This window comes from Luteibacter flocculans (genome assembly GCF_023612255.1).
In the GTDB taxonomy this organism is placed as follows: domain Bacteria; phylum Pseudomonadota; class Gammaproteobacteria; order Xanthomonadales; family Rhodanobacteraceae; genus Luteibacter; species Luteibacter flocculans.
In genome coordinates, this window is the sequence record NZ_CP063231.1 from 1,784,773 (window position 1) to 1,806,860 (window position 22,088).

The 22,088-nt window shown below is 64.0% G+C and carries 17 protein-coding genes and 2 tRNA genes; 8 read left to right on the plus strand and 11 right to left on the minus strand.

Translation table 11 applies throughout. The annotated features are described in order from the left end of the window. Window positions 1–28 precede the first annotated feature (28 nt). Genes IM816_RS07525 through IM816_RS07545 form a run of 5 tightly spaced genes read right to left on the minus strand, consistent with a single transcriptional unit; the run spans window position 29 to window position 5,385 of the window. Window positions 29–622: an IMPACT family protein gene (locus IM816_RS07525; RefSeq protein WP_250340401.1), complete on the minus strand. Its 594-nt coding sequence runs from the start codon at window positions 620–622 to the stop codon at window positions 29–31. A gap of 3 nt (window positions 623–625) precedes the next feature. After that, window positions 626–1,456 carry a hypothetical protein gene (locus IM816_RS07530; RefSeq protein WP_250340402.1) on the minus strand — a complete coding sequence of 277 codons (831 nt, stop codon included), beginning with the start codon at window positions 1,454–1,456 and terminating at the stop codon, window positions 626–628. A gap of 1 nt (window position 1,457) precedes the next feature. Beyond that, window positions 1,458–2,012: an RNA polymerase sigma factor gene (locus tag IM816_RS07535; protein ID WP_250340714.1), complete on the minus strand. Its 555-nt coding sequence runs from the start codon at window positions 2,010–2,012 to the stop codon at window positions 1,458–1,460. 51 nt (window positions 2,013–2,063) lie between these two features. Continuing rightward, the gene (locus IM816_RS07540; protein WP_250340403.1) at window positions 2,064–3,815 is read right to left on the minus strand and encodes a vWA domain-containing protein; all 1,752 of its coding nucleotides are present in this window, start codon (window positions 3,813–3,815) and stop codon (window positions 2,064–2,066) included. 58 nt (window positions 3,816–3,873) lie between these two features. Continuing rightward, the gene (locus tag IM816_RS07545) at window positions 3,874–5,385 is read right to left on the minus strand and encodes a GGDEF domain-containing protein (RefSeq protein WP_250340404.1); all 1,512 of its coding nucleotides are present in this window, start codon (window positions 5,383–5,385) and stop codon (window positions 3,874–3,876) included. Window positions 5,386–5,684: 299 nt separating this feature from the next. On the opposite strand from IM816_RS07545, the gene IM816_RS07550 reads away from it, so the two are divergent. Both IM816_RS07550 and egtB read left to right on the plus strand, forming a co-directional pair. Then, complete coding sequence (locus tag IM816_RS07550; RefSeq protein WP_250340405.1) at window positions 5,685–6,062, plus strand: DUF427 domain-containing protein; 378 nt, start codon at window positions 5,685–5,687, stop codon at window positions 6,060–6,062. Window positions 6,063–6,082: 20 nt separating this feature from the next. Continuing rightward, the gene (gene egtB / locus IM816_RS07555) at window positions 6,083–8,248 is read left to right on the plus strand and encodes an ergothioneine biosynthesis protein EgtB (RefSeq protein WP_250340406.1); all 2,166 of its coding nucleotides are present in this window, start codon (window positions 6,083–6,085) and stop codon (window positions 8,246–8,248) included. 12 nt (window positions 8,249–8,260) lie between these two features. Here the strand turns inward: egtB and IM816_RS07560 are convergent, their stop codons facing one another. Next, on the minus strand, window positions 8,261–8,452 hold the full coding sequence (locus IM816_RS07560) for a hypothetical protein (RefSeq protein WP_250340407.1): 192 nt from the start codon (window positions 8,450–8,452) through the stop codon (window positions 8,261–8,263). Between the two features lie 174 nt (window positions 8,453–8,626). On the opposite strand from IM816_RS07560, the gene IM816_RS07565 reads away from it, so the two are divergent. Then, a complete protein-coding gene (locus IM816_RS07565) occupies window positions 8,627–9,781 on the plus strand; it encodes a hypothetical protein (RefSeq protein WP_250340408.1) in 1,155 nt (384 codons plus the stop codon). 55 nt (window positions 9,782–9,836) lie between these two features. Here the strand turns inward: IM816_RS07565 and IM816_RS07570 are convergent. Together IM816_RS07570 and IM816_RS07575 are read right to left on the minus strand one after the other, a co-directional pair. After that, window positions 9,837–9,912 (minus strand) — tRNA-Ala (locus IM816_RS07570). Between the two features lie 73 nt (window positions 9,913–9,985). Beyond that, window positions 9,986–11,104 carry a ribonuclease D gene (locus IM816_RS07575; RefSeq protein WP_250340409.1) on the minus strand — a complete coding sequence of 373 codons (1,119 nt, stop codon included), beginning with the start codon at window positions 11,102–11,104 and terminating at the stop codon, window positions 9,986–9,988. Between the two features lie 109 nt (window positions 11,105–11,213). On the opposite strand from IM816_RS07575, the gene IM816_RS07580 reads away from it, so the two are divergent. The 5 genes from IM816_RS07580 to IM816_RS07600 all read left to right on the plus strand — a co-directional run bounded on the left by IM816_RS07580 (window position 11,214) and on the right by IM816_RS07600 (window position 20,060). Beyond that, window positions 11,214–13,169 carry a formylglycine-generating enzyme family protein gene (locus IM816_RS07580; protein ID WP_250340410.1) on the plus strand — a complete coding sequence of 652 codons (1,956 nt, stop codon included), beginning with the start codon at window positions 11,214–11,216 and terminating at the stop codon, window positions 13,167–13,169. Window positions 13,170–13,264: 95 nt separating this feature from the next. After that, a complete protein-coding gene (locus IM816_RS07585) occupies window positions 13,265–13,732 on the plus strand; it encodes a DUF1203 domain-containing protein (protein ID WP_250340411.1) in 468 nt (155 codons plus the stop codon). A 484-nt stretch (window positions 13,733–14,216) separates the two neighbouring features. Next, window positions 14,217–15,701, plus strand: a complete 1,485-nt coding sequence (locus tag IM816_RS07590; RefSeq protein WP_250340412.1) for a DUF6531 domain-containing protein — start codon at window positions 14,217–14,219, stop codon at window positions 15,699–15,701. 1,675 nt (window positions 15,702–17,376) lie between these two features. Next, window positions 17,377–18,951 (plus strand): RHS repeat-associated core domain-containing protein, encoded by a 1,575-nt coding sequence (locus IM816_RS18895; RefSeq protein ID WP_486624464.1) that lies wholly within the window; start codon window positions 17,377–17,379, stop codon window positions 18,949–18,951. After that, window positions 18,951–20,060, plus strand: coding sequence for a pentapeptide repeat-containing protein (locus IM816_RS07600; RefSeq protein ID WP_250340413.1), 1,110 nt, complete (start codon window positions 18,951–18,953; stop codon window positions 20,058–20,060). The genes IM816_RS18895 and IM816_RS07600 overlap by 1 nt, the downstream gene beginning before the upstream one ends. A gap of 143 nt (window positions 20,061–20,203) precedes the next feature. Here the strand turns inward: IM816_RS07600 and IM816_RS07605 are convergent. From IM816_RS07605 to metX, 3 genes are all read right to left on the minus strand, one after another. Further along, window positions 20,204–20,290, minus strand: a tRNA-Leu gene (locus tag IM816_RS07605). A 24-nt stretch (window positions 20,291–20,314) separates the two neighbouring features. After that, window positions 20,315–20,893, minus strand: a complete 579-nt coding sequence (locus tag IM816_RS07610) for a cysteine dioxygenase family protein (protein WP_250340414.1) — start codon at window positions 20,891–20,893, stop codon at window positions 20,315–20,317. A gap of 90 nt (window positions 20,894–20,983) precedes the next feature. Next, a complete protein-coding gene (gene metX, locus IM816_RS07615) occupies window positions 20,984–22,087 on the minus strand; it encodes a homoserine O-acetyltransferase MetX (RefSeq protein WP_250340716.1) in 1,104 nt (367 codons plus the stop codon). Window position 22,088 lies beyond the last annotated feature (1 nt).

Below are 22,088 nucleotides of genomic sequence, written 5' to 3' on the forward strand. Positions count from 1 at the left end.
TCGGTATTCAACATGGGCCAACGGGCTTCTAGGGCCGCCGTGGTCGTATTTTCCCACGGGACAGATCGATCACCCGCGCCGCGATGGCGTCCAGGTCGTCCAGCGGGGCGCTCACGTCGAGTTCCGCGCCGTCGGCCGTGAAGATCTCCCGTTCCACGGTGGCGCCCATGTCGCGCAGCCGGGCGGTCACGATCGCCAGATCGGCGAACTCGCAGTGCATGACGAGGTGTCCGGTGGCGACGATGGGCAAGCGGGGCGCCAGGCGCAGGCATTCTGCCGCGGCACCGCCGTAGGCGCGCACCAGACCGCCAGCGCCGAGCTTGATGCCGCCGTACCAGCGCGTGACGACCACCGCGACCCGGTCGTAGCCCTGACCGTCGATGGCCTGCAGGATGGGACGCCCTGCCGTGCCGCCGGGTTCGCCGTCGTCGTTGAACCGGTACGCGTCGCCGATCCGGTAGGCCCAGCAGTTGTGCGTGGCGGACACGTCACTGACGGCGCTGAACCAGGCCAGCGCCTCGTCCGGCGAGCCGATCGGCGCCGCTTGGGCGAGGAAACGACTCTTCTTGATGTCTTCCTCGTGCCGCCACGGCGCAGCGAGGGTGTCCAGGCGCGCGGTCAAGACTCAAGGGTTCCCGAGGTCGCGCAGGTCCTGCGGCAGTTCGTAGTGCGGGTAGCGTCGACGCAGATCGCGGAGGCGCCGCAGGGCTTCTTCGCGCTGTCCGTCACCCAGCAGTTGGCGAATCTGGCCCACCCGATCGTCGGGGCCGAGTTGTGCCTCCGCTGATTTTTCGACAGGCGCGGGGGCCGTCTCGGCGAGCGTGCCCGACAGCGCTTCCGGCGCCGGTGCGGCCATGACTGCGGGAGGGGCGGGAGGCGCTGGTGGAGCCGGCGGCGCAGGAGCTGGCGCAGGGGCCGCGGAAATGATCGGCGCAGACATCGGTGCCGGTGCGGGCGCCAAAGCCGACGTCGACACGTCGTTCGACGTGTTCGCCCTGGCGACACGACTCGCCATGCGACTGGCTTGATGTCGAGGCACCGGCGACGGTTTCGCTGGTGCCTCGAAGGCCGGGGCGGGCGCGATAGCGGGTGCCGGCGCCAAGGGTGGGGGTGCTGCGGTCGTCACTTCGTCCGTCGACGCGGGTGCTTGCGCGGGCTCGGGAGCCGCGTCATTGGCCGCAGGGGTGGCGGGCAGCACGGCGGGCGGCGGAGGCACGTCGCGCAGTCGCCAACCGATGCCGACGGCCAGGACCAGCGCGGCGGCCGACGCCAGCGACACGAGCCACGGAGCGCGACGGCGTGCCGGCACCCGTGGTGTCGCGCCGATAGCCTGGGCGCGCACGGCGGTATCCAGTGCCGCATCGGGCTCTGCCTTGGGCAGGCGCGCGTACAACGCTGCGAGTTCGCGCTCCTCGGGCAGATCGTCGTCGCTTGGCGGGGGCGTGTTCGGATTCATGTCATTCGGCAACGAGTTCTTTGACGCGGGCCATGGCGTAGCGCAGACGCGACTTCGCCGTTTCCTTGCCCACGCCGGTCACGATGGCGATGTCCTCCAGGGAAAGTTCGTTTTCCATGCGCAGCACGAACACGGTGCGCTGTTCGTCGGGAAGGCGGTCGATGGCGCGCTGCATGCGGCGACGCAGCTCGAAATCGGAGAGCGCGTGATCCGGCTGCTCGCGCTCCGGCGCGGCCTGTGCGGCGAACACCGCCTCGGTTTCCTCGACGCCGGCCTGCGGTCGACGTCGTCGAAAGCTGTCCACGGCCAGGTTGTGCGCAATCTGCAGCAGCCAGGTGCGGAACGTTGCCTCGGGCCGGTAGCGCGCGCGAGCACCGATGACGCGACTCCAGGTTTCCTGGAACAGTTCGTCGGCGATCGCGCGGTCCTTCACCGTCTTCAGCAGGAAGCGATACAGCGGCCCCTTGTGCCGGGCATAGAGCTGATCGAAGGCAGCCGTGTCCCCACCCGCCCATGCGAGCATCAATCCGCCATCGTCGGCCACGGGTGCATCCATGGCCGGGGAGGTTACGGCATCGGCGCCACACATGGGAGAGTGGGTCACCTTTTAGCGTTCGGTGTTCGCGACCGGTGTCGTGGAGAGCCCGCCGGCCATGTCCACCAACCGGACGAAGCCGGCGCGATAGCCGCCGTCGTCCTTGCCGATGGCGCCACGGGCCAGCGACGCGACCTTGTCGTAACCGAACCCGTCGACGTACTTGCCACCGCGAAGGTTTTCCGCGAAGGCCGCCACCGCCGCGGCGAAGCGCAACCGCTCGCTCTCCTGCGTCGCCGGCTCCGCGCCGAGCGGCCGCTCGATCAATTTGCTCGGACCTCCGGCGGGCAACTTGTAACGCAGGCGAAGGAGGGCGAGTTCGCCTGAGCGACCTGTCGACGGCGCGTCGCCGTAACGCAGGGCATCGATGCGCGGTGCCTTGCTTCCCTTCAGCGTGACTTCGTAGAGTGCGGTGACGTTGGCACCTGCGCCAACCTCGCCGGCATCGACGGCGTCGTTGTTGAAATCTTCGCGTGCGAGCAGACGCTTTTCGTAGCCGATCAGGCGGTACTCGGTCACCACCGAGGGGTTGAACTCGACCTGGATCTTCACGTCCTTGGCGATCGTCAGCAGCGTCGCCGACATCTCGTCGACCAGCACGCGCCGGCCTTCGTCGAGGCTGTCGATGTAGTGATGGCTGCCATTGCCCACGTCGGCCAGCGTCACGGCCATCTCGTCGTTGTAGTTGCCTTCGCCGAAACCGAGCGTCGTGAGCGCGACGCCGCTCTTGCGCTTGTCCGCGATGCGATCCTTCAACGCCTGCACACCCACCGTGCCCACGTTGAAATCGCCGTCGGTGGCGAGGATCACGCGGTTCACGCCGCCTTTGATAAAGCCCTTCGCCGCCTGTGCGTAGGCAAGGTCGATACCGGCCGCGCCGTTGGTGGAACCGCCGGCACCCAGGGCGTCGATGGCGGCCACGATCGTGGCGTGCTGGTCGCCCGGTGTGGACGGCAAGGCCACGCAGGTCGCACCTGCGTAAGTCACCAGCGAGATGCGATCCTGCGCGCGCAAACGGGGCACGATCTGCTTGAGCGAAGCCTTCAGCAGCGGCAGCTTGTCGGGTTCGTCCATGGAGCCGGACACGTCGACGAGAAAGACGAGGTTGGCCGCGGGAATCTCACTCGGCGGCACGCTGTACCCGCGAATGCCCACCAGCAACAACTGCCGTTCCGGATTCCACGGCGACGCCGCCAGTTCGGTCGACACGCTGAACGGCACGTCGCGCGTACGCGGCGGTTCATAGCCGTAGTTGAAGTAGTTGATGAATTCTTCCGTGCGCACCGCGTCTGCGGGAGGCAAGCGGCCGGCGTTCAACATGTGCCGCACGTTCGTGTAGGAGCCGGTGTCGACGTCGATGCTGAAGGTGGACACAGGATCGGTCGCGGCGAGATGGACCGGATTCGCCTCGCGATGCGCATAGTTCTCCGTGTTGGCGTCGAACGCGGCGACCATCTGGCCGACCGGTGCAGCCGATGCGACGAGCCCCGCGCGGGCCATCATCTTGGCGGGCGGCGCAGCGGGAGCGGGCGAGGGCGCCAGCTCGATGACTGCCGGAGGTGCAGGCGGTGCCGGGGCGGCAGCCGGCGCGGGCATGGGCGCACTTTGCATAGCGCCGTACGGAGCGGGGCCTGGCAGGCAATCGGTGCCTGCTTCGGTACGGGCATGCGCCGTGTGCGCGGGCATGCCACCGGAGGCCGTCGCCCCTGCGGCTACCACGAGGCCGGCAAAGAGAAGGGGCAGGGTGACGCGTAGCGTGTTCATCGTGCATGGCCTTGTTGGGGGGACATGACGGTGAAACGCGGCAGGGGGCCAAAACGGGTTAAACCAATTGGCGCGAATTTTTCGGTCGGGCGGCATCCAGGGGCGGCCCTTCGGGCGCGCCGACGCGGTTGCGTCCGGCCTGCTTGGCGCGATACAGCGCCCTGTCCGCTGCGTTGAGCAGATCGAGTGGGCCACCGTCGGCACTCGGTCGCGCAATGGCGACACCGATGCTGATCGTGACAATGCCGAAGGGGCTCGAAGGATGCGCGATCGCCATGCGCTCGATGTGGCTGCGCAGGTCTTCGGCCAGGGCCTTTGCGTCGCCGAGGTGGGTGCCGGGCGCGATCACTGCGAATTCCTCGCCACCGAAGCGTGCAAGAAAATCGCTGGCGCGCAGTCCACTGCCGAGCAGACCGGTGGCGATGGAACGCAGGCAGTCGTCGCCTGCGAGGTGGCCGTAGCGGTCGTTGTAGCCCTTGAACAGATCGACGTCGATCATCAGCAGCGCGATGGGATCGCGCTGTCCCGGGCGATGCCATTCGCGGAGCAGGCGCTCGTCGAGCGCGCGACGGTTCGCCAGGCCGGTCAGGCTATCCACGAAGACCAGGCCCTGCAGTTCGTCGCGTCTGCGCTCCAGACGATATTCCTCTTCCACGAGGCTGACCTGCACGAGCGACCCGCGCAGTCCGATACCGACCACGGCGGCCACGGCGGCAACGATGCCCAGCGTGGGATAGCCCGGAATCACCATCAACCCGAAACCGAGCACGCTCATGGCGAGAAACGTGGGGCTCGCACTCTGCACGAAGCGAATGACGTACACCGGAGGATGCCAATGCCGCCGCGGCTGCCGTGTGACCGCGGACGCGAAGAGCGCCAGGAACGGCAGGTCGAGCAGCGCATCCCAGCTCGATGTACCGAATTCCGGATGCCCGTTGAGTGCCACGAAATGGTTGTAGAAGAAGCCGGAGAACGCATAAGTGACGAAGAACGCCGTTACGCCGCGGAAGAAGAAATGATCGTCGGCGCGGTCGGTGGCGATATAGCGCAACAAGGCAGCGATCGCGAGGCACACGTTCTCGAAATCGAGCATGTAGGCGACTTCGAGCGCCTGTTTCGTGCCCATGGCGCCTTCGAGCGACACGATGGAGAAGGTGCGCACGTAGAACAGCACCCCGAGCAGCGACGCGAGCACCAGATCGATCACCGTCGCCCAGTGCTTCCGCGCTGCTACCGGCGCCGACGACACTGTGACCAGCACCGGCAGTACGTACAGGATGTAGAAGAACATGCTGTCGCCGGGCGCCGGATTGGAATTTTCCAGCACGTAGTTCTGGCGAGCGGACAGGGACATACCCACGGTCCAGAGCGCCAGGCTGGCGAAGAGCAGCCACCAGCGGCGATCCCGCGGCGTTCCCGAGCGCTGCCAGGCGAATACGACGCTCGCCATCGCCAACGCAGCCGAGGAAAAGAAAAACACGTACGACGCCGCCATGCCGTAGGACGGCATGATCGTCAGGGCGAGCGCGTGGGCCGCGACGACCGCCGCTGCGGCGAGAAGCACTTTCATGGGTGACCCTCCCGCCACCTGCAATACGTTGGTCATATCGGCATGAAAGGCGAGAAGTTTAGTTGCCGGATCCCCATGGGGTCATGGTAAGGCGCCAGACCGCTCGCATGTAAAGCCGCGTGGGCAGACGGGTTTTTCTGCGTGAAGACGCCCCGGTCGCGTGGTTCGGCTCGACTCGTGGGGAAAGTCCAAGAACCGATCTTTGCGAATCGGTAACTTCACCTGTTCCAGCGCGTCGGCTTGGATTCGTCCGTGCCGGCTCGCAGGATGTTCGATCTCCCCCTCAGAAGGAGCGCCTCATGTCTTCACGTCCCCATAAGATTCCCGGCCCCGATCATCCGATCACGGTGGAGCCTGCCAAGGGCAGGGTCGTGGTGCGCGACGGCGATCGTGTGGTCGTCGATACCCGGCGCGCGCTGGTGCTCACGGAAGCCAGCTATCCGCCCGTGTTCTACGTGCCGCGCGAGGATGCCGACATGGCCTCGCTGCGCCGCAGCGACCACCACACCTATTGCCCGTACAAGGGCGAAGCCTCGTATTACAGCCTGCCCGGCAACGAGGAGCGGGCGATCACGGCGATATGGACTTACGAAGAGCCCTACGAGGCCGTGACCGCCATCCGGGGTCATCTCGCCTTCTATCCCGACCGCGTGCGCATCGAGCACACCCCCGACTGATGCAGCGCAAGGAGCCGCTCATGCACGACCTCATCGACAGCCCCACGGACGCCGTCACCTCGGCGCGCCAGGCCACGGCGCTTTCCCTGGCCGACCGCTACGAGACCGTGCGTGCACGCACGGAGCGACGGGTCGCGGCGCTGGAGCCGGAGGACATGGTCGTGCAGTCCATGCCGGATGCCAGCCCGGCGAAATGGCATCTGGCGCACACCACCTGGTTCTTCGAGACCTTCCTGCTCGGGCCGAATGTCCCGGGCTACGAGGTATTCGATCCCGAGTTCGGTTACCTCTTCAATTCGTACTACGAGGCGATCGGCCCGCGGCATCCGCGACCGATGCGTGGCCTGCTGACCCGTCCTTCCATCCACCAGGTGATGGCCTATCGCCAACACGTGGACCGGCATATGCGCGCCTGGCTGGCGGGTGACGTATCCGCCGAGTTGGAAGCGCTCGTGTTGTTGGGCTTCGCGCACGAGGAACAGCATCAGGAATTGCTGGTGATGGACGTGCAGCATCTGTTCGCGCAGTCGCCGTTGAAGCCGGCGTTCGATCCGGAATGGCCTGCGCCTGCGCCCGGAGCCACCGGGCGGTTTCGTTCCGTGAGCGGCGGCCTCGTGCGCATCGGCGCGGAAGATGAGCCTTTCGCGTTCGACAACGAGGGGCCCGCCCACCGCGTTTGGCTGGAACCGTTCGAGATCGCCGATCGCCTCGCCACCAACGGGCAGTGGCTGGCCTTCATGGCGCTGGGTGGCTACCGCCGCGCCGATCTTTGGCTGTCCGATGGCTGGGCACAATGCCAGGAGGAAGGATGGGACGCGCCGCTCTACTGGCGACATGACGGCGAAGCCTGGTCGCACATGACGCCGGGTGGCTGGCGCCCTGTCAATCCGGATGCGCCGGTCACGCACATCAGCTACTACGAGGCAGACGCGTTCGCGCGCTGGGCCGGTGCGCGCCTGCCCACCGAGGCCGAGTGGGAACACGCGGTGCGTACGCGGCCCGATCTTCAGCAAGTGGACGACGTCGCCTGGCAGTGGACCGCCAGCGCCTATTCGCCCTATCCGGGGTTCCAGGCGGCAGACGATGCCGTCGGCGAATACAACGGCAAGTTCATGATCGGCCAGATGGTGCTGCGTGGCGGTGCCAGCGTGACGCCGCCCGGACACTCGCGGCCCACGTATCGCAACTTCTACCGCCCCGGCCAGCGCTGGATGTTCAGCGGCGTGCGTCTGGCGCGTTACGCGGGATCGGGTTCGAGCGGCGAACGGCTGGCCTTCCTGCGCGACACGTTGGCTGGCCTCTCGGCATCGCCGAAGGCTTTCCTGCCGAAGTACTTCTACGATGGTGCAGGCTCCGCGCTGTTCGAGGCGATCTGTGTCACGCCCGAGTATTACCCGACGCGTACCGAAGCCGCGTTGCTCGCCGATATCGCACCGACGCTCGCGGCAAGCATCCCCGACGGGGCCGTGCTGCTCGAACTGGGCAGCGGTGCCAGCGAAAAGACGCGCATGCTGCTCGACGCCGCACCGTGGATTTCCGCCTACGTGCCCGTGGACATCAGCGCCGATGCGCTGGACGGTGCCGTGCGCCGTCTGCGTGAGGCGTATCCCTCGCTTGCCGTACATCCCGTCGTCGCGGACTTCACCCAGGCCATCGACGTGCCCAAGGCGTTGGCAGGTCGGCCGGTCGTGGCGTTCTTCCCCGGTTCCACCATCGGCAACTTCACCCACGACGAAGCGGCGGCACTGCTGCGCTTCGTTCGCGAAAGGCTCGGCCCGTCGGCGCATTTCATCGTGGGCGCGGACCAGGTGAAGGACGTGAACGTGCTGCTGGCGGCCTACGACGATGCGGGCGGCGTCACGGCAGCGTTCAACCGCAACGTGCTCGTTCGCATCGATCGCGAGCTGGGCGCGGACTTCGTGCCTGAAGCCTTCGAGCACCGCGCCATCTGGAACGCAGAACGTGAGCGCATCGAGATGCATCTGGTGAGCAGGGAAGCGCAGGAGGTGACGCTCGCCGGACAACGTTTCGCGTTCGCCGCTGGCGAAAGCATCCACACGGAGAACTCGCACAAGTTCACGCCGGAGTTGTTTGCTCGGCTCGCGGAAGCAGGCGGCTGGCGGATCGAGCGGGAATGGATTTCCCCGGCGCCCGCCTTTGGCGTGTTCATGCTGCGGGCCATCTGAGCCCGCGGTAGCTCAACCGGATACCGAAGCCTGCAACGCAGCGGCCAGACCCGCGTCGCCGCTGAGGATGTCTTTCCATGCGAGCGCAATACCGTTGCGCTTGCCCTTCGCCACGAGCTTCATGCCATCGGGATCGATGGTCAGCGTATACGCCTGGCCGTCGACGACGAGTTCGCGTTTAAGGGGTTTGTCGAGGGGTGTCATGACGTTCTCCGTGGCGTTCCTCGCACGATGCGCGCGCCAGCGTCACAGGTTCGTGCAAGTTCGCATGGGCGGCGATATGAGCATCATCTATTTGATTTTTCTTTGATTCTCATCTTTGACGCTGGGGCTTGTCGCTTGCTAGCGTGAGCGCCTCATCGACAGGAGGTCGGCATCATGAAATTCCTCAGACGCGGAAGGAGCGCGAGGAGCGGCGAGCTCGATCCGAGCTTCGGAACGGACGGCGTCGTCGAAGTACGGTCACCGGGAAATTTCCCCAACAACCTGACGTCGGTTGCCTTTGACGAAGCATCCCGCCTGATCATCTTCGGGAGCTATCAACGGGTCGAACCGGTGTTCGATCAGATGGGCGCTGCAAGGCTGCTGTCGGACGGCACCATCGACGAGGGTTTCGGGGATACCGGTGACGGCTTTCTTACGGCGCCTGCCGTGATCCCCGCCAACACGATAAGCGGCCTCGCCTTGCATCGCGAAGGGTTCGTGGTTACCGGTCCGGCAGGTGATCTCTTGCCTGTGCTGGCTTTCGATGCGGACGGACGATACCTCGCAGACACGAGTTTCATCGACGAGCAGCAGGTGTCGTTGCCGCGCGTGGCGATGCTGCGAGGTGGAAGCATCCTGCTCGCAAGCTCGGGTCGGCGAGGCGGCTGGCTTTATCGAAGGCGCGCCGATGGTTCCCAGGATGACGATTTCGGCGAAGGGGGAAGGCTCACGTTCCTCCCCGACGCGTTCGTGATGATCTCTTCCACGACGCTAGCCGATTCGGGTTTCTACATCGGCGGTGGCTACGGCGACGATGGTTTCGTCGGGCGCTGCGATCGCGACGGGCTGCCGGACGCGACATTTGGCGAAGCGGGTTTTCGCACGCTGAGATTCCAGGGCTTCAGGTATTCGGACTGCCGCCGGTTGAGTGTCACCCGCGAGCGGAAGCTGCTTGTCGTATTGCTCGGCGTAAGCACGTCAGGGCAGGTCGAGTGCGCCATCGTGCGGTTGAACGACGATGGGTCGACGGACCTGAGTTTCAATCGGGGCCAGCCCGTGAGCTTGCCTGGTCAGCTCGCCGAGGGGCTGACACAGGATTCCGCGGGCAGGATCGTCGTGGGTCTGGTCGACCTGGAGCAGGGCAATGTGCTCGTACGGCTGCATCCAAACGGCATGAGGGATACGAGCTTCGGCGCAGAGGGAAATGGAGAAGTCCGCGTGCCGTTTGCGCTGTTCCGCCTAAGGGATACGGGTATCCAGCCCGATGGACGCATCGTCGCGAGCGGCGAAAGGGGCTCCATGACGACGCTCATCAGGCTGCTGCCGTAGGTAAACGCAAGAACCCCGAAGAGCATGCCCTTCGGGGTTCTCGGTCTGGCATAAGTGGTGGAGCGGAGGAGGATCGAACTCCCGACCTTCGCATTGCGAACGCGACGCTCTCCCAGCTGAGCTACCGCCCCACGAAGCGCAAACTATATCAGCCGAAATGGGCGCTGCCAACGGGTCCACGCACGCGCGCGTCCCACGGTCGGCTCAGCCCGGCAGCAGCGCCGCCAGCCGTTCGAACAGCACCTCACGGCGCCAACCCTCCAGCGCCTCCGGCCAGTGGCCGGTCATCACGAACTCTTCCATCGAGCGGCGCGCGCAGAGCAGGCCGGGGGGGAGATCGAGATGGGTGGCGAGGGTGTCTATTGCGCTGCGCATTTCGTTGATCGCGCGCTTCGCCTCGCCGACGGGGTGGCCGACGATGGGCGCGGTGCCTTCGATGTCCTCGGCGTCCAACGGACGGTGCAGCAGGTCGAACAGCTCCTGGCGCTGCGGCGAGCGCAGGGCCCGCGTACCACGGGTGCGTTCGTCGAGGCTCGCGGCCGTGGCGGGCAGGTTGCCGACGAGGTCCAGGGCCTGCACGTCTTCGAGCAGCCAGGAGCGTGGCTTATCCAGCGCGCGGGCCGTGGCCTCGCGCCAACGCAGCACGCGACGGAGCAGGGCCTGCTTCTCTGGCGACCATTCGCTCGCCGCCTTGAAGCCGCGCTGCGGTTGCGGGTCGCCTTCGCGATGGCTGGCGCGGCGTTTCATGCGCGCGCAATCCTCGGCATGCCATGCGGTGCGGCCGCGCTCGGCGAGCCGTTCGGAGAGGATGCGATGGACGGGGTGCAGATGGACGACGTCCAGCGTGGCGTAGAGCTTCTGCGATTCCGTGAGGGGGCGCTGCAACCAGTCGCTGCGCGTCTCGCCCTTGTCGAGTTCCGCGCCCACCAGCTCGGCGACCAGTGCGCGATAGCTGATGCCCAAGCCCATGCCGACGAAGGCCGCGGCGACCTGCGTATCGAACAAGGTGTGCGGGCCGTTGGGCAGGAACGGCGACATCGCTTCGAGATCCTCGCCCGCGCTGTGCATCACGGTGACCACGGGTTGTGCGGCGAATACCGGTTGCAGCGCTTCGCCCAGCGGCACCGCCAGCGGGTCGATCAGCGCGTAGCGTTCGTCGTGGGCGAGCTGGAGCAGGGCGAGTTGCGGGTAAAAGGTGTTGCGGCGCATGAACTCGGTGTCGAGCCCGACGACGGCCTCTGCGCCGATCGGCGCGAGCCATGCGTCCAGCGCCTCGCGGCGGTCGATCCAGGGGGCGGTGGGAGCGAGTTCGCTCGTGGTCATGCAGGCGTCCTTGTGAGTCAGGGACGCGCCGACATTCCGTGTTGCCCTGTCGCGCGCGATTCCCTAAGGTGGCAGCGCACGATAGCAGGCCTGTACGGAACCGCCCACCATGCCGAATACCGAGACCGTCCGCCGACAGCGCGCCATTGGCGGCGCGTTGGGCGTTGCCGTGCTCGCGTTCGCGCTGTTCTATCACTTCTTTCCGCAGGCGCTTCACGTCCATCCGACGCAGAACACGGCGCGCACGCCACTGCGCGGCCAGCCGAGCGTCATGGGCTTCGACCAGCGCCCGCAGGCCGCGCCCCAGGCCGTTGCATCGGAGATCGACGCCGGGCCGCCGATCATGCTCGCGCCGGCCTCCGTGATCGCGGCGCGCCACCGCGAGAAGAGCGCGGATATCGTCCTGCCGGCGCAGAAGACCCCTGACTCGCCCGAGCTGGCCGCTCTGCTGGACCGCGGCGACAAGGCCCTGGCGGCCGATCGTCTGGTCGGCGGTCGGGACAGCGCGTCCGCGCTCTATGCCGCGGCTTTGAAGCAGAAGGCCGATAGCCAGCGCGCCCTGGCCGGCATGGACGAGGTCCGCGGGCGGCTCGCCGCGGGCATCGAGCAGGACATCGCACTGGGCGATGCAGAAGCCGCGAGGGAAGGCCTTGGCGCGCTGAAGAGCCTGCCGTCGTCGAGCGCCATGGCTGCGCCGCTCCAGCAAAAGCTGGCGGTGCTCGACAAGGTGCGCCCGCTGCTGGGCAAGGCCGCCGCGCAGTTGCAGGATGGGAAGGCGAGCCAGCCCCGCGGCGACAGCGCGCTGGATACCTACCGCGAGGTGCTCACGCTCGATCCGGAAAACGCCGTGGCCGAGCAAGGCATCATCACCGTGCAGCGCAACGTGCTCGACAAGGCGCTGGCCGCCGTCGCGCAGAACGATTTTCCGGGAGCGGACGCGGCCCTGGCCGAGGCGGCGACCATCGCCCCCGAGTCGCAGGCTTTACAGGACACCCGCGGCCGCATCGAAGGCATGCGTCGGCAGAGTGCGACAGCGATGTTGGCCCAAGCACGGTCTGCGCTCGATGCCGGCGACCTCACGCTCGCCGAGCAACTCGCCACGAAGGCGCAGCAGGTCAGCCCCGATCTCGCTGGCATCGACGACTTCAACGAGCGGCTCACCAACGCGCGCCTGTACGCGAGCTACAAGCCGGGCCAGGTGTTCGCCGACCGCTTCCTCGACACCAACGGGCAGGCACCCGCGATGGTCGTCGTGCCGACGGGCAAGTTCACCATGGGGTCGCCGGATGGCGAAGCCGGGCACGATGCCAACGAATCGCCTGCGCACGAGGTGCAGATCGCCAAGGGATTCGCCATGGCACGCAGCACCGTCACGATCGGTCAGTTCCGCGACTTCGTGCGTGCGTCCGGGTACGTGCCGCAGTCCCAGTCGCTCGGCGGCGGCAGCGTCTATGACGAACAAAGCGGCGGCCTGCGTGACGATGCGTCGGTGACCTGGCAGGACGACTACGCCGGCAAGCCCGGCCAGGACCGACTGCCGGTCATCAACGTGTCCTGGAACGACGCACGCGCCTATGCCGAGTGGCTGTCGCAGCGCACCGGCAAGAAGTACCGCCTGCCCAGCGAGGCCGAGTTCGAGTACGCCCTCCGTGCAGGCAGCACGTCGCGCTTCTGGTGGGGCGACGGCACGCCGTCGTCACGTGTAGAGAACCTCACCGGCGGTAACGACCGCTCCGGTTCCGGGCGTCGTTGGAGCAACGCGTTCAACGGATATCGCGATGGCTACTGGGGCCCCGCGCCCGTCATGAGCTTCACCCCCAATCCGTTCGGCCTCTACGACATGGGCGGCAATGTGTCGGAATGGGTGGCGGACTGCTGGCACGACAACTACATCCGCGCGCCGCGCACCGGCGAAGCCTGGGTCAACCCCGGCTGCGGTCGCCGTGTCATTCGCGGCGGGTCGTGGGGCAGCGCACCCGACATGGTTCGCTCGGCTTATCGCCAGGGTGCGACCGCCGATCTGCGCAATGCGCGTGTCGGGTTTCGTGTGGTGCGGGAGTTGTAACGGCGGCGAGCCAGCCGCGTGGAATCGCAAGATCCGGATAGGATCGGCTGTCGGCCGCCGTAGATCATTAGGCACGCATCTTCGAGGCGATCCTTATGACGTTCCGTATTCTTGGTCTTGACTCAGCGATTTTTGTGCCACTTTTCGGACTGACGGAAAGCGAACTGGCAAGTCGCGGCGTGAAGCGTATGTGGGTCGACTCATGGCCTGGCTTCCCCGACAGAATCGAGGTGGCCGATGTGCCGGTAGGCGAGTCGGTACTCCTGCTCAACTACACACATCAACCGGCGGATACGCCGTACCGTAGCAGTCACGCGATCTTTGTCCGCGAATTTGCAAACGAGCCACTCGATGTGGTCGACGTCATACCAAAAGCGATGGAACGTCGGACGATTTCGCTGCGCAGCTTTAATAGCTCTCACGAAATGGTAGACGCGACTCTGGTTGAGGGACGAAACCTGAAAGAGGCCATTGAAAGCCTGTTGAGTGATGCGGAAGTGGAGTACCTGCACGCTCATTACGCGGTGCGTGGCTGCTATGCCGCTCGTATTGAGCGCGTGTGACGCTGCATGATTGAAGAGGTGGCGATGCGAGGGTCGCCCCGCGCCTGTAGTTCACCGTGTCGCCGCACTTGCTTGCCAAAGCGTCGGCCGATCATTCCCAAGCCATGACACTTTTAGCGCTGGGCCAGCCCCGCGATTCACTGCCACAGTACCGCGTCGCGGTCTGGCTCAGGTGGCAAGCGTTCATACCAACGAGGCCTGACGCGCGCCGCTCGCTCAGCCCTTTGTCGACAGTGCCAATGTATGACGACGTTATGCGCCTATTCGGCCAGTGATTCAGAAGCTGCGGGGTGGCGGAGCCATCGCTGGCTCATGGACATCCCGTTTGCGACTGCGATCCGGTTAGGAAGCTTTCGAAGCGTCACTCTTGTGTCATGCAGGAAGGCGTTTTCCTACAGAGCATGTAGGAATTCCCCGACACGCCCAGGATGAGAATTTTCGTAGCATCGAGCCTTCTCGCTTGCCATCGAAAGGATCTCAGGGGATGCCAACGTCAAAAGGCAATGCCAGCGGGGTTACCCGCTTTCGGGTCCGTATGGGGTGGGGCGCCATTCTGCTGTGCGCGCTGGTGTCTGCGGCGTCAGCAAGTACTTCTTGGGTGGGACCATTTACATTCGTCGCACTCGACAATGACACCAACTCAACGACGAATTTCTCACTGCCCACGGCGGAAGAGGCCGTTCAAGCAGCTACACAGTTCTTAGAGGAGCACGACAAGCCTCGTGCCACGGGATCGTCGACATTAAACGGCACGCAAACGTGCCACGTGGTGGTCTACAGCACGCCGCAATCGGGGATTTACCGGGTTATCAATCAGTGGGACAAGGCCAAGCGGTATAACGATTACTGTAACAACGACTCCTTTACAGACGACATCTTCGTCAGAGGTGTTCAAGCTACCTTCGATGTAGGCAAGAACGCCGGCGATTGCGACTGCACATCAGGTAACGGTGGGGATGGCGTGCGGCCACCGGGGTCAGCCGTTAAGGGCGATCCGGTCAACGTGGTCAGCGGCAACAAGTTCGAGCAGGAAACGGACTACGCCGCTCCTGACGGCCTTTTGACGTTTCGGCGCTTCTACAACAGCGTCGTTTCAGCAAGCGTCCTTCCCCATCCGCTCGGCCACCCCTGGCGGCACTCCTTCCAGCGTGATCTGGAATTTGACCAAAACGGCACGGCGGCTCCGACCTTCGTCCAAGCCAACCGCCCAGACGGACATGCCATCCAGTTCCACTGGAATGCCACGAATCGCTATTGGTATGCCGACAGCGATGTCCAGGACACGATGAGCGGCACCAACGACAGTAGCGGTAACTGGACGTCGTTCACGATAACCTTGGCTGCGATCCAGCAGGTCGAGACGTATTTCGCTGACGGTCGACTCAACCAAGTGAGGGACCTGAAGTCGGGAGAGGTGATCTATTCGACCACCTACAGTGATGTCACCACGCTGCCGGCGGTCGCCCCGAAACCCAATTTGTTGATCGGTGTTACCGACGCCAATGGCCGGTCGATCCACTTTACCTACGACGCCAAATCCCGCCTTCAGTCGATGGTCGCCCCGGACGGGAGCGTCACGACCTATGGCTACGACAGCGATAGCAGTCCGTTGTCATCGGTCACGTATGCGGATGGGACGGTCCGCCGATACCTTTACAACGAAGCCGACAAGAACGGAGGCGTGGATCAGGTCAATTCGCTGACGGGGACCGTGGATGAGCGCAGCGTCCGCTTTGAATCCACGTCATATGATGCGAAGGGACGGGTCACGCTGACGTCCAAACCGGGCGGGGCGGATGCTCTTAGCCTCGGCTTCGGGTGGTTCCAGCACCGTCACCATGACAGGCCCCCTCGGGGCCGCAACGGTCGTTCAGTATGTAACGTGGTCTGGTCATGCCCTGATCTCCCAGAGCAGTCAGCCGTGTGGTCCGTGGTGCGAGCAGCCATGGGTCTCGGCAAGCTTCGATAACAACGGGAATCGAAAGAGCGTTACGGACTTCAACGGCAATACGACGAAAACGACCTATGACACGCACAACCTGCTAACCCAGCAGGTGGATGCGTCTGGCTCTTCGCAGCAGCGGACCATCGACACGACGTGGGACTCGGTTGCCCGGGTGCCCCTGACCCGAACGACCAAGGACAAATCGGGCACCATCGTTCAATCCCAGTCCTGGACCTATAACGACCGGCATCAGGTCATCGCGGCATGTGATGTCGATCCGTCGGTATCGGCCGCCTACGTGTGCGGCTCGCAGGCCAACGCGCCGGCCGGCATCAGCCAAACGCGATACACCTACTGCGACGCGGTGGACTCGACGCAGTGTCCGCACGTTGGCTTGGTGTTATCGGTCGATGGTCCACGGACCGACGTCGCAGACGTTGTCACCAATCGCTATTACTTGACGACTGATGAAAGCGGGTGCGGCACCTTTGCGGGTCCGTGCCAGCACGCAGGCGATCTCTATACGGTCACCGATGCGCTGGGGCACAGCTCCGCGATCGTGGCCTACGACAAGGCCGGTCGGGCGGTGCGTCGTCGCGACGTGCGTGGCGTTATCAAGGACATCGTTTATAACAACCGGGGTTGGATCACGCAGTTCATCGTTCGAGCAAACGGCGATGGGACTTCTTCCGCGGACGATGCGACGACCACACTGGATTACGACGCAACCGGGTTGCTCCACAAGGTCACGGACCCGGATGGGGTCGCGCTCACCTACGCCTACGACGACGCTCACCGATTGGTTGACATCGAGGACGGAGCAGGGAATCACCTCCATTACACGCTCGACGCGGCCGGTGACCATGTCCAAGAGGAAATCCGAGACGCCAGCGGCACCGTGACGTGGTCGTTGAGCAAAACCTACAACGCCCTCGGGCAACTCGTTCGGGTGGTCGATGGGCGAGGCCAAGTCGTCTTTGATGCCTCCGCGACGGGCGACTACGACCCCGCGGGTAACCTGGTTCACTCCAAGGACGCCAACGGCGTCCAGCAATCCGACACCTTCGATGCGCTGAATCGGCTGGCGTCGAGCGTGGCTGACTACAAGGGCACGAACGCCAGCACGGCCAACACCACCAATACATTCACGCTGGATGCGCTGGATCGCCTGACGGCCGTGAAGGACCCGGGTGGTTTGATCACAACGTATGGCTTTGACGGTCTGGGGCATCCCACATCATTGACCAGCCCAGACACTGGGCACAGCAGTGGCACCGTGGACATCGCCGGCAACACGCTGTCGCGAACCGATGCGAAGGGCAACGCGGCGACATATGCCTATGACGCGTTGAGCCGTCGAACGGCGACCACCTACGCAGATCCGATCCTCAATGTGGCTTACCACTACGACGAGGCCAACACTGTTACCGGATGCGCCAGCTCCTATCCGGTCGGCCGATTGACTCGCATCGTCGAAGCGGCGGTGACCACCACCTACTGCTACGACAACCAAGGTCGCGTGACTGAAAAACGTCAGGCTCAGGGCGACCTGATCGACACGATCGATTACGCGTATACAAAGGCGGGGCGGTTGTCCCTTGTCCACATGCCGAGTGGGACGCTCGTCGTCTATGCGCGAAACGCATTGGGTGAGATTTCAGGGATTACGGCCACACCGCAGAATGGAACGGCGACCTCCATGGTCAGCGGGGCTAGCTACCTGCCGTTCGGTCCCGTCCTCTCGTATACGCTGGGCAATGGCCACGTGGTCACCCGCGCCTACGACGCGAACTATCAGCCTACCGATATCAGCAGCGCCACGTTCAATGCGCACTACGATCGGGACGCCGCCAACCAGATCGTCGGGTTCGGCGACAGCGCCACGGCCGGCGCCTCGGAAACCTACGCCTATGATGCGCTTCGCCGACTCACGGCTGTCCAATCTGCGACCTTCAACGAGTCGTATACCTACAACAAGACCGGGGATCGCCTCAGCAAGACGTCCGCAGGCGTACATGCCCAAGCGACGGGGGCCTACACCTATCAGTCGGGGACGCACTGGCTGAGCACCGTGGGCGGTGGTCAGCCCACGGTGCTGGATGCCAACGGTTCGGTGACGCAGAGTCAGAGTGGCTCGACCGCCTACACCTTCCTTTATGACGGACGGGGCCGCCTGACGGAGGTCCAGTCTCAGGGAAGTCCCATTGCCGACTTCACCTATAACGCCCTCGATCAGCGGGTTTACAAGTCCGGTTATCTGGGTCTGAAGTCGCGCTTTGTGTATGACGAAGCTGGCCAACTCGTGGGTGACTACGGGTCATTGCACCGCGATTACATTTGGATGGACAACTTGCCCGTGGGGTCGTTGGACGACACGGTTGCGGTGTTCGTGGTGGCCGACGGTATGGGCACGCCACGACGGGCCGATGTGGGTGACGGAGCGGGGAGCTATTGGGAGTGGCTACCCACCAAGAATCCGTTCGGTGAAGGGGCTTCTAATAGTGGGGGTTATCTATTTAACCTCCGGTTCCCCGGCCAATACGCCGATACGGAAAGCCCGCTGATCTATAACGGCCATCGTTACTACGACGCCGCGACCGGCCGTTTCATCCAGAGCGATCCCATCGGCTTGTCGGGCGGGACCTCGACGTATGCCTACGTGGGAAGCCATCCGCTCAGCTCGGTGGATCCGACCGGGTTGGAGGAGGAAGAGCGCGACGAGATGAGTGAGTGGGAGAGGGAGCGTCTGCGCGCCATCTTTAATCCCACTCAGGGTCCCAACCTAGCAGGGGGTTCAGCCCTACAGGCGAACTACGAGGCAGAGATTGCCAACGGTCAGTGCCCCAGCGTCCCTGAGTTTGGCCCTCTTCGCCCAGGGGAAAGTGAAGCCCAACGACGACTTGAGTTTCAGGACGGCTATCTGTCAGGAAGTGGTGGGCGATGGGGCAACTCGTCCACACGCGCTCAGAACGTTGAGTTGCGTCAACAGTTCGAGGAGATGGGATTCGACCCCGTTTACGGGGGTGGCTTCAAGTCAGAGGAGCGAATCGCGGGATCTGGGCCCAACGGCCAGGGAACGCGGTATGTGGACATCACAATGGAATACACCAGTGCTGAAGATCCCCTCTCCGCACCAATTCGCTTGCGAATCCAAACCGTGAGCACCCATTCCGATGGAGTGACGGCGACGCCTGGAGAGGTTTCAGCGGCCAAAGATATTCAGGCAAAATATCCAAATGACATTCTAATGATGGTTCCCAAAGGAGCAAAATAGTGGCTCAGTTGTCGTTCTTCGCGACTCGCGATGACTTGCTCTCCATATGTGATGATGTGGAGAGTAATGAGCACCTCGTATACACCGAAATGGGTCATCGGATGAAATTGGATTTTCGTTCGTATCTCTCGGCGTCGTCGATCTCTACGTTGGGAAAAGCAAGTGCCGACAGCTCGGTAAGCACAACGAGTTATTTGTTGCTCGACAAAGAGGAAAAAGTCAACTACGAGTCTAGGCGCATCGGTGAGCGGGACAAGTTCGCAGTGTATGAGGGCATCAACCCCGAAGGTATTGAATTGACTCCGGGCGGGATCTATCAAGATGGCATCCTTCTTTCGGGGAGGTTGGCGACCATGGGACTTACGAAACGGTCGAACCAGTTATATCGGCTGTTTGCTTCTCGCATCAAAAAGCAGTTTGTTCGATTGGGCGCCTATTACGTCGGCGCCGCCGCCTATGCACATCTGGAGCAAGGGTGGCGGTTGACAGATGCTGTCCAATCTCCCGCTAGGTTTGATCTTCGGATACCAACCTCAAATCCATCCATGGAAGGAGTGTTGAACGGAGAGGATGAGGATGACGGCATGACTCGAAAGTCGTATGAAGCATCGTGCCGTCAGCTACAACCGGGGTTCGTCAAGCCGGGCGCCGTGCCGGCCATGTTGAGCCGGATGCCTCGCTTTGACGATGAGGAGCCGTTTGGTGTCCATCTGTTTCGGATGATCATTGACGGCGATCTCGATGCTCGGAACTTGACCCTGCCGCGCACGTTCATTGCCCGAAGTGAGTTGTCCGATGTGGCGTTTACCGGAACGGATTTAAGCGAGTCCAGTCTGTGTTGGAACGACTTCATCGACGTGAACTTCGACCATGTCGTCCTCGAACGGTGCGACATGCGGGCGTCCGTTTTTCAGAATGTGAGTTTTAGAAACGCGGACCTGCGTCAGGCAGACTTGCGCCACAGCCGCTTCGTGGACTGCGATTTTCATCAGGCTAAGATGGAAGGGGCAGTTCTTGATCCGTCCCAGTTACACGACATGAGGCTTTCGGACGTTCAGTGTCGTCAGGTAGCACTTGTTCCAGCAGGGGACGAACCCCCGGGTGGATGATTCGGGCTCGGTGCGTTGACCCGCGCCGCCGGCAACACTAGTGATTGCTCACAAGTCTAGGGATTTGTATAGCAAAAAACCCGCCATGGGAGGCGGGTTCTTGTGACCGCCTGGAAGGGGCGACCCGTTCTGATTTTGCTATTTGGTGCCGAAAGTGGGACTCGAACCCACACTGTATTTCTACAAACAGATTTTGAGTCTGCCGCGTCTACCGGTTCCGCCATTTCGGCATGGGGGTCGCCATTATGCGGGATTCAGTGGACCCGGTCGAGGCCTAGTTGGCGTTCGGTGCGCTGGTACCAGTCGTCGCCTTCCGGCTTGAACACGGCGCACTGGGTCATGCGGCCGGAATAGATGTGCAGGCTCACCGCGACCGCGTCCTCGCTGGGGTTGCGGATGGTGTGGTACTCGTGCGGCGGGATCAGGCTGCCGGCGGAGCCGGGGCCGGCCTGGATGGAGCCGACGGGACGGAAGTGGTAGCGCTGGGCCTCGTGGCCGAGCAGTTCGTACTGCACGATTTCGAGCGCGCCGTTCCAGACGCCTTCGACGCACCACATGCCGCTGTGGTCGTGGATCAGGGTGCCCTGGCCCGGGCCCCAGGTCATCGCGACGACGCTGTAGCCGTGCTCTTCGCTGCGATACAGCTCGCGGCGGGCGTAATGGTCGGCGGCGGCTTCGAACACACACTCCGGCAGCTTCACTTCCTGGGACCGGATCAGTCGGCACAGCGCGTTGCGCAGCGTATCGGTGATGGCCGGCGTGCTCGGCTGGGTGACCGAGGCATCGATGGCCTCGATGAGCTTGCGGCTGCCCGGGAAGTCGACCGTGATCATGGGTGGAACCTCTGGATGCGCTGGCGCGGGGAACGCCGGAAGGCCCGATCATACCAAACCGGGGCCGGGGGCCTTGGGCCCGCCACCGGGTCAGATCGTCGCAAGGAAGCCGCCGATCGCCCGGCTATAGTTCTCTATATCGACCAGGAACGCGTCGTGGCCCTGGGGCGAATCCAGCGCCACGAAGTCCACCTGGGCGCCTGCGGCCTCCAGTCCCTTGGCGATCGTTTCCTGCTGTTCCAGGGGAAAGAGGATGTCGGTACTCACGCCGATGACCAGGGCGCGTTCGATGTGGATGCTGGCAAGACCGCGCATCACGTCGCCTTGGCCGTACTCGGCCACGTCGAACCAGTCGCTGGCGCGGGAGAGGTACAGGTAGCTGTTGGGATCGAACTGGCGATTGAAGCGCCGGGCATGCCCTTCGAGGTACGACTCCACCTGGAATTCGAAGCCGAAGGGTTCGTTGTCGTCGCGTTGTTCGGGGTCCAGGCGGATGCGTGCGAAGCGGCCGTTCCATTCCATCGCCGAGCGATAGGTAATAACGCCGAGCTTGCGCGCGATGCTCATGCCGTGTTCGGGCCACTGGTCGTCGCTGTACCTGCCCTCGTTCCAGTGCGGATCGAGGCGGATCGCTTCGCGTTGCAGGGAACGGATCGCGATGGCGAATGGCTGGGCCTGCGGTGCCGTGTCCACGCTGATGTGGGTGCGTGCTGCACCAGGGTGCAGCAGCATGTACGCCAGCGCGCTCATGCCGCCCATGGAGCAGCCGACGAGGCACGCCAGTTGTTCGATGCCCATGCCTCGCACGGCTTCGTGCGCCGCGTTGGCGACATCTTCCAGCGAGAGCGCGGGGAAGGTGAGTCGGTACGGCTCGCCGGTAGCCGGATCGATCGATGCGGCGCAGGTGGAACCCTTGTCGCTGCCGAGCGAGTTCACGCAGATGACGTGGAAGCGATCGGTATCGAACGCCTTGCCGGAACCGATCATCTCGTTCCACCAACCGGGCGTCGGGTCTTGCTCGTTCGCGGCAGCATGCGCGCTCGGCGAGAGGCCGGTGAGGATCAGGATGGCGTTGTCCCGGTTCGGCGACAGTGTGCCCCAGGTCTCGTAGGCCACGCGTGCGCCATGCAGTTCGCCGCCGCGTTTCATGCGAAACGGCGAGGACAGCAGGTGGTATTGGCGTGCATCGCCCATG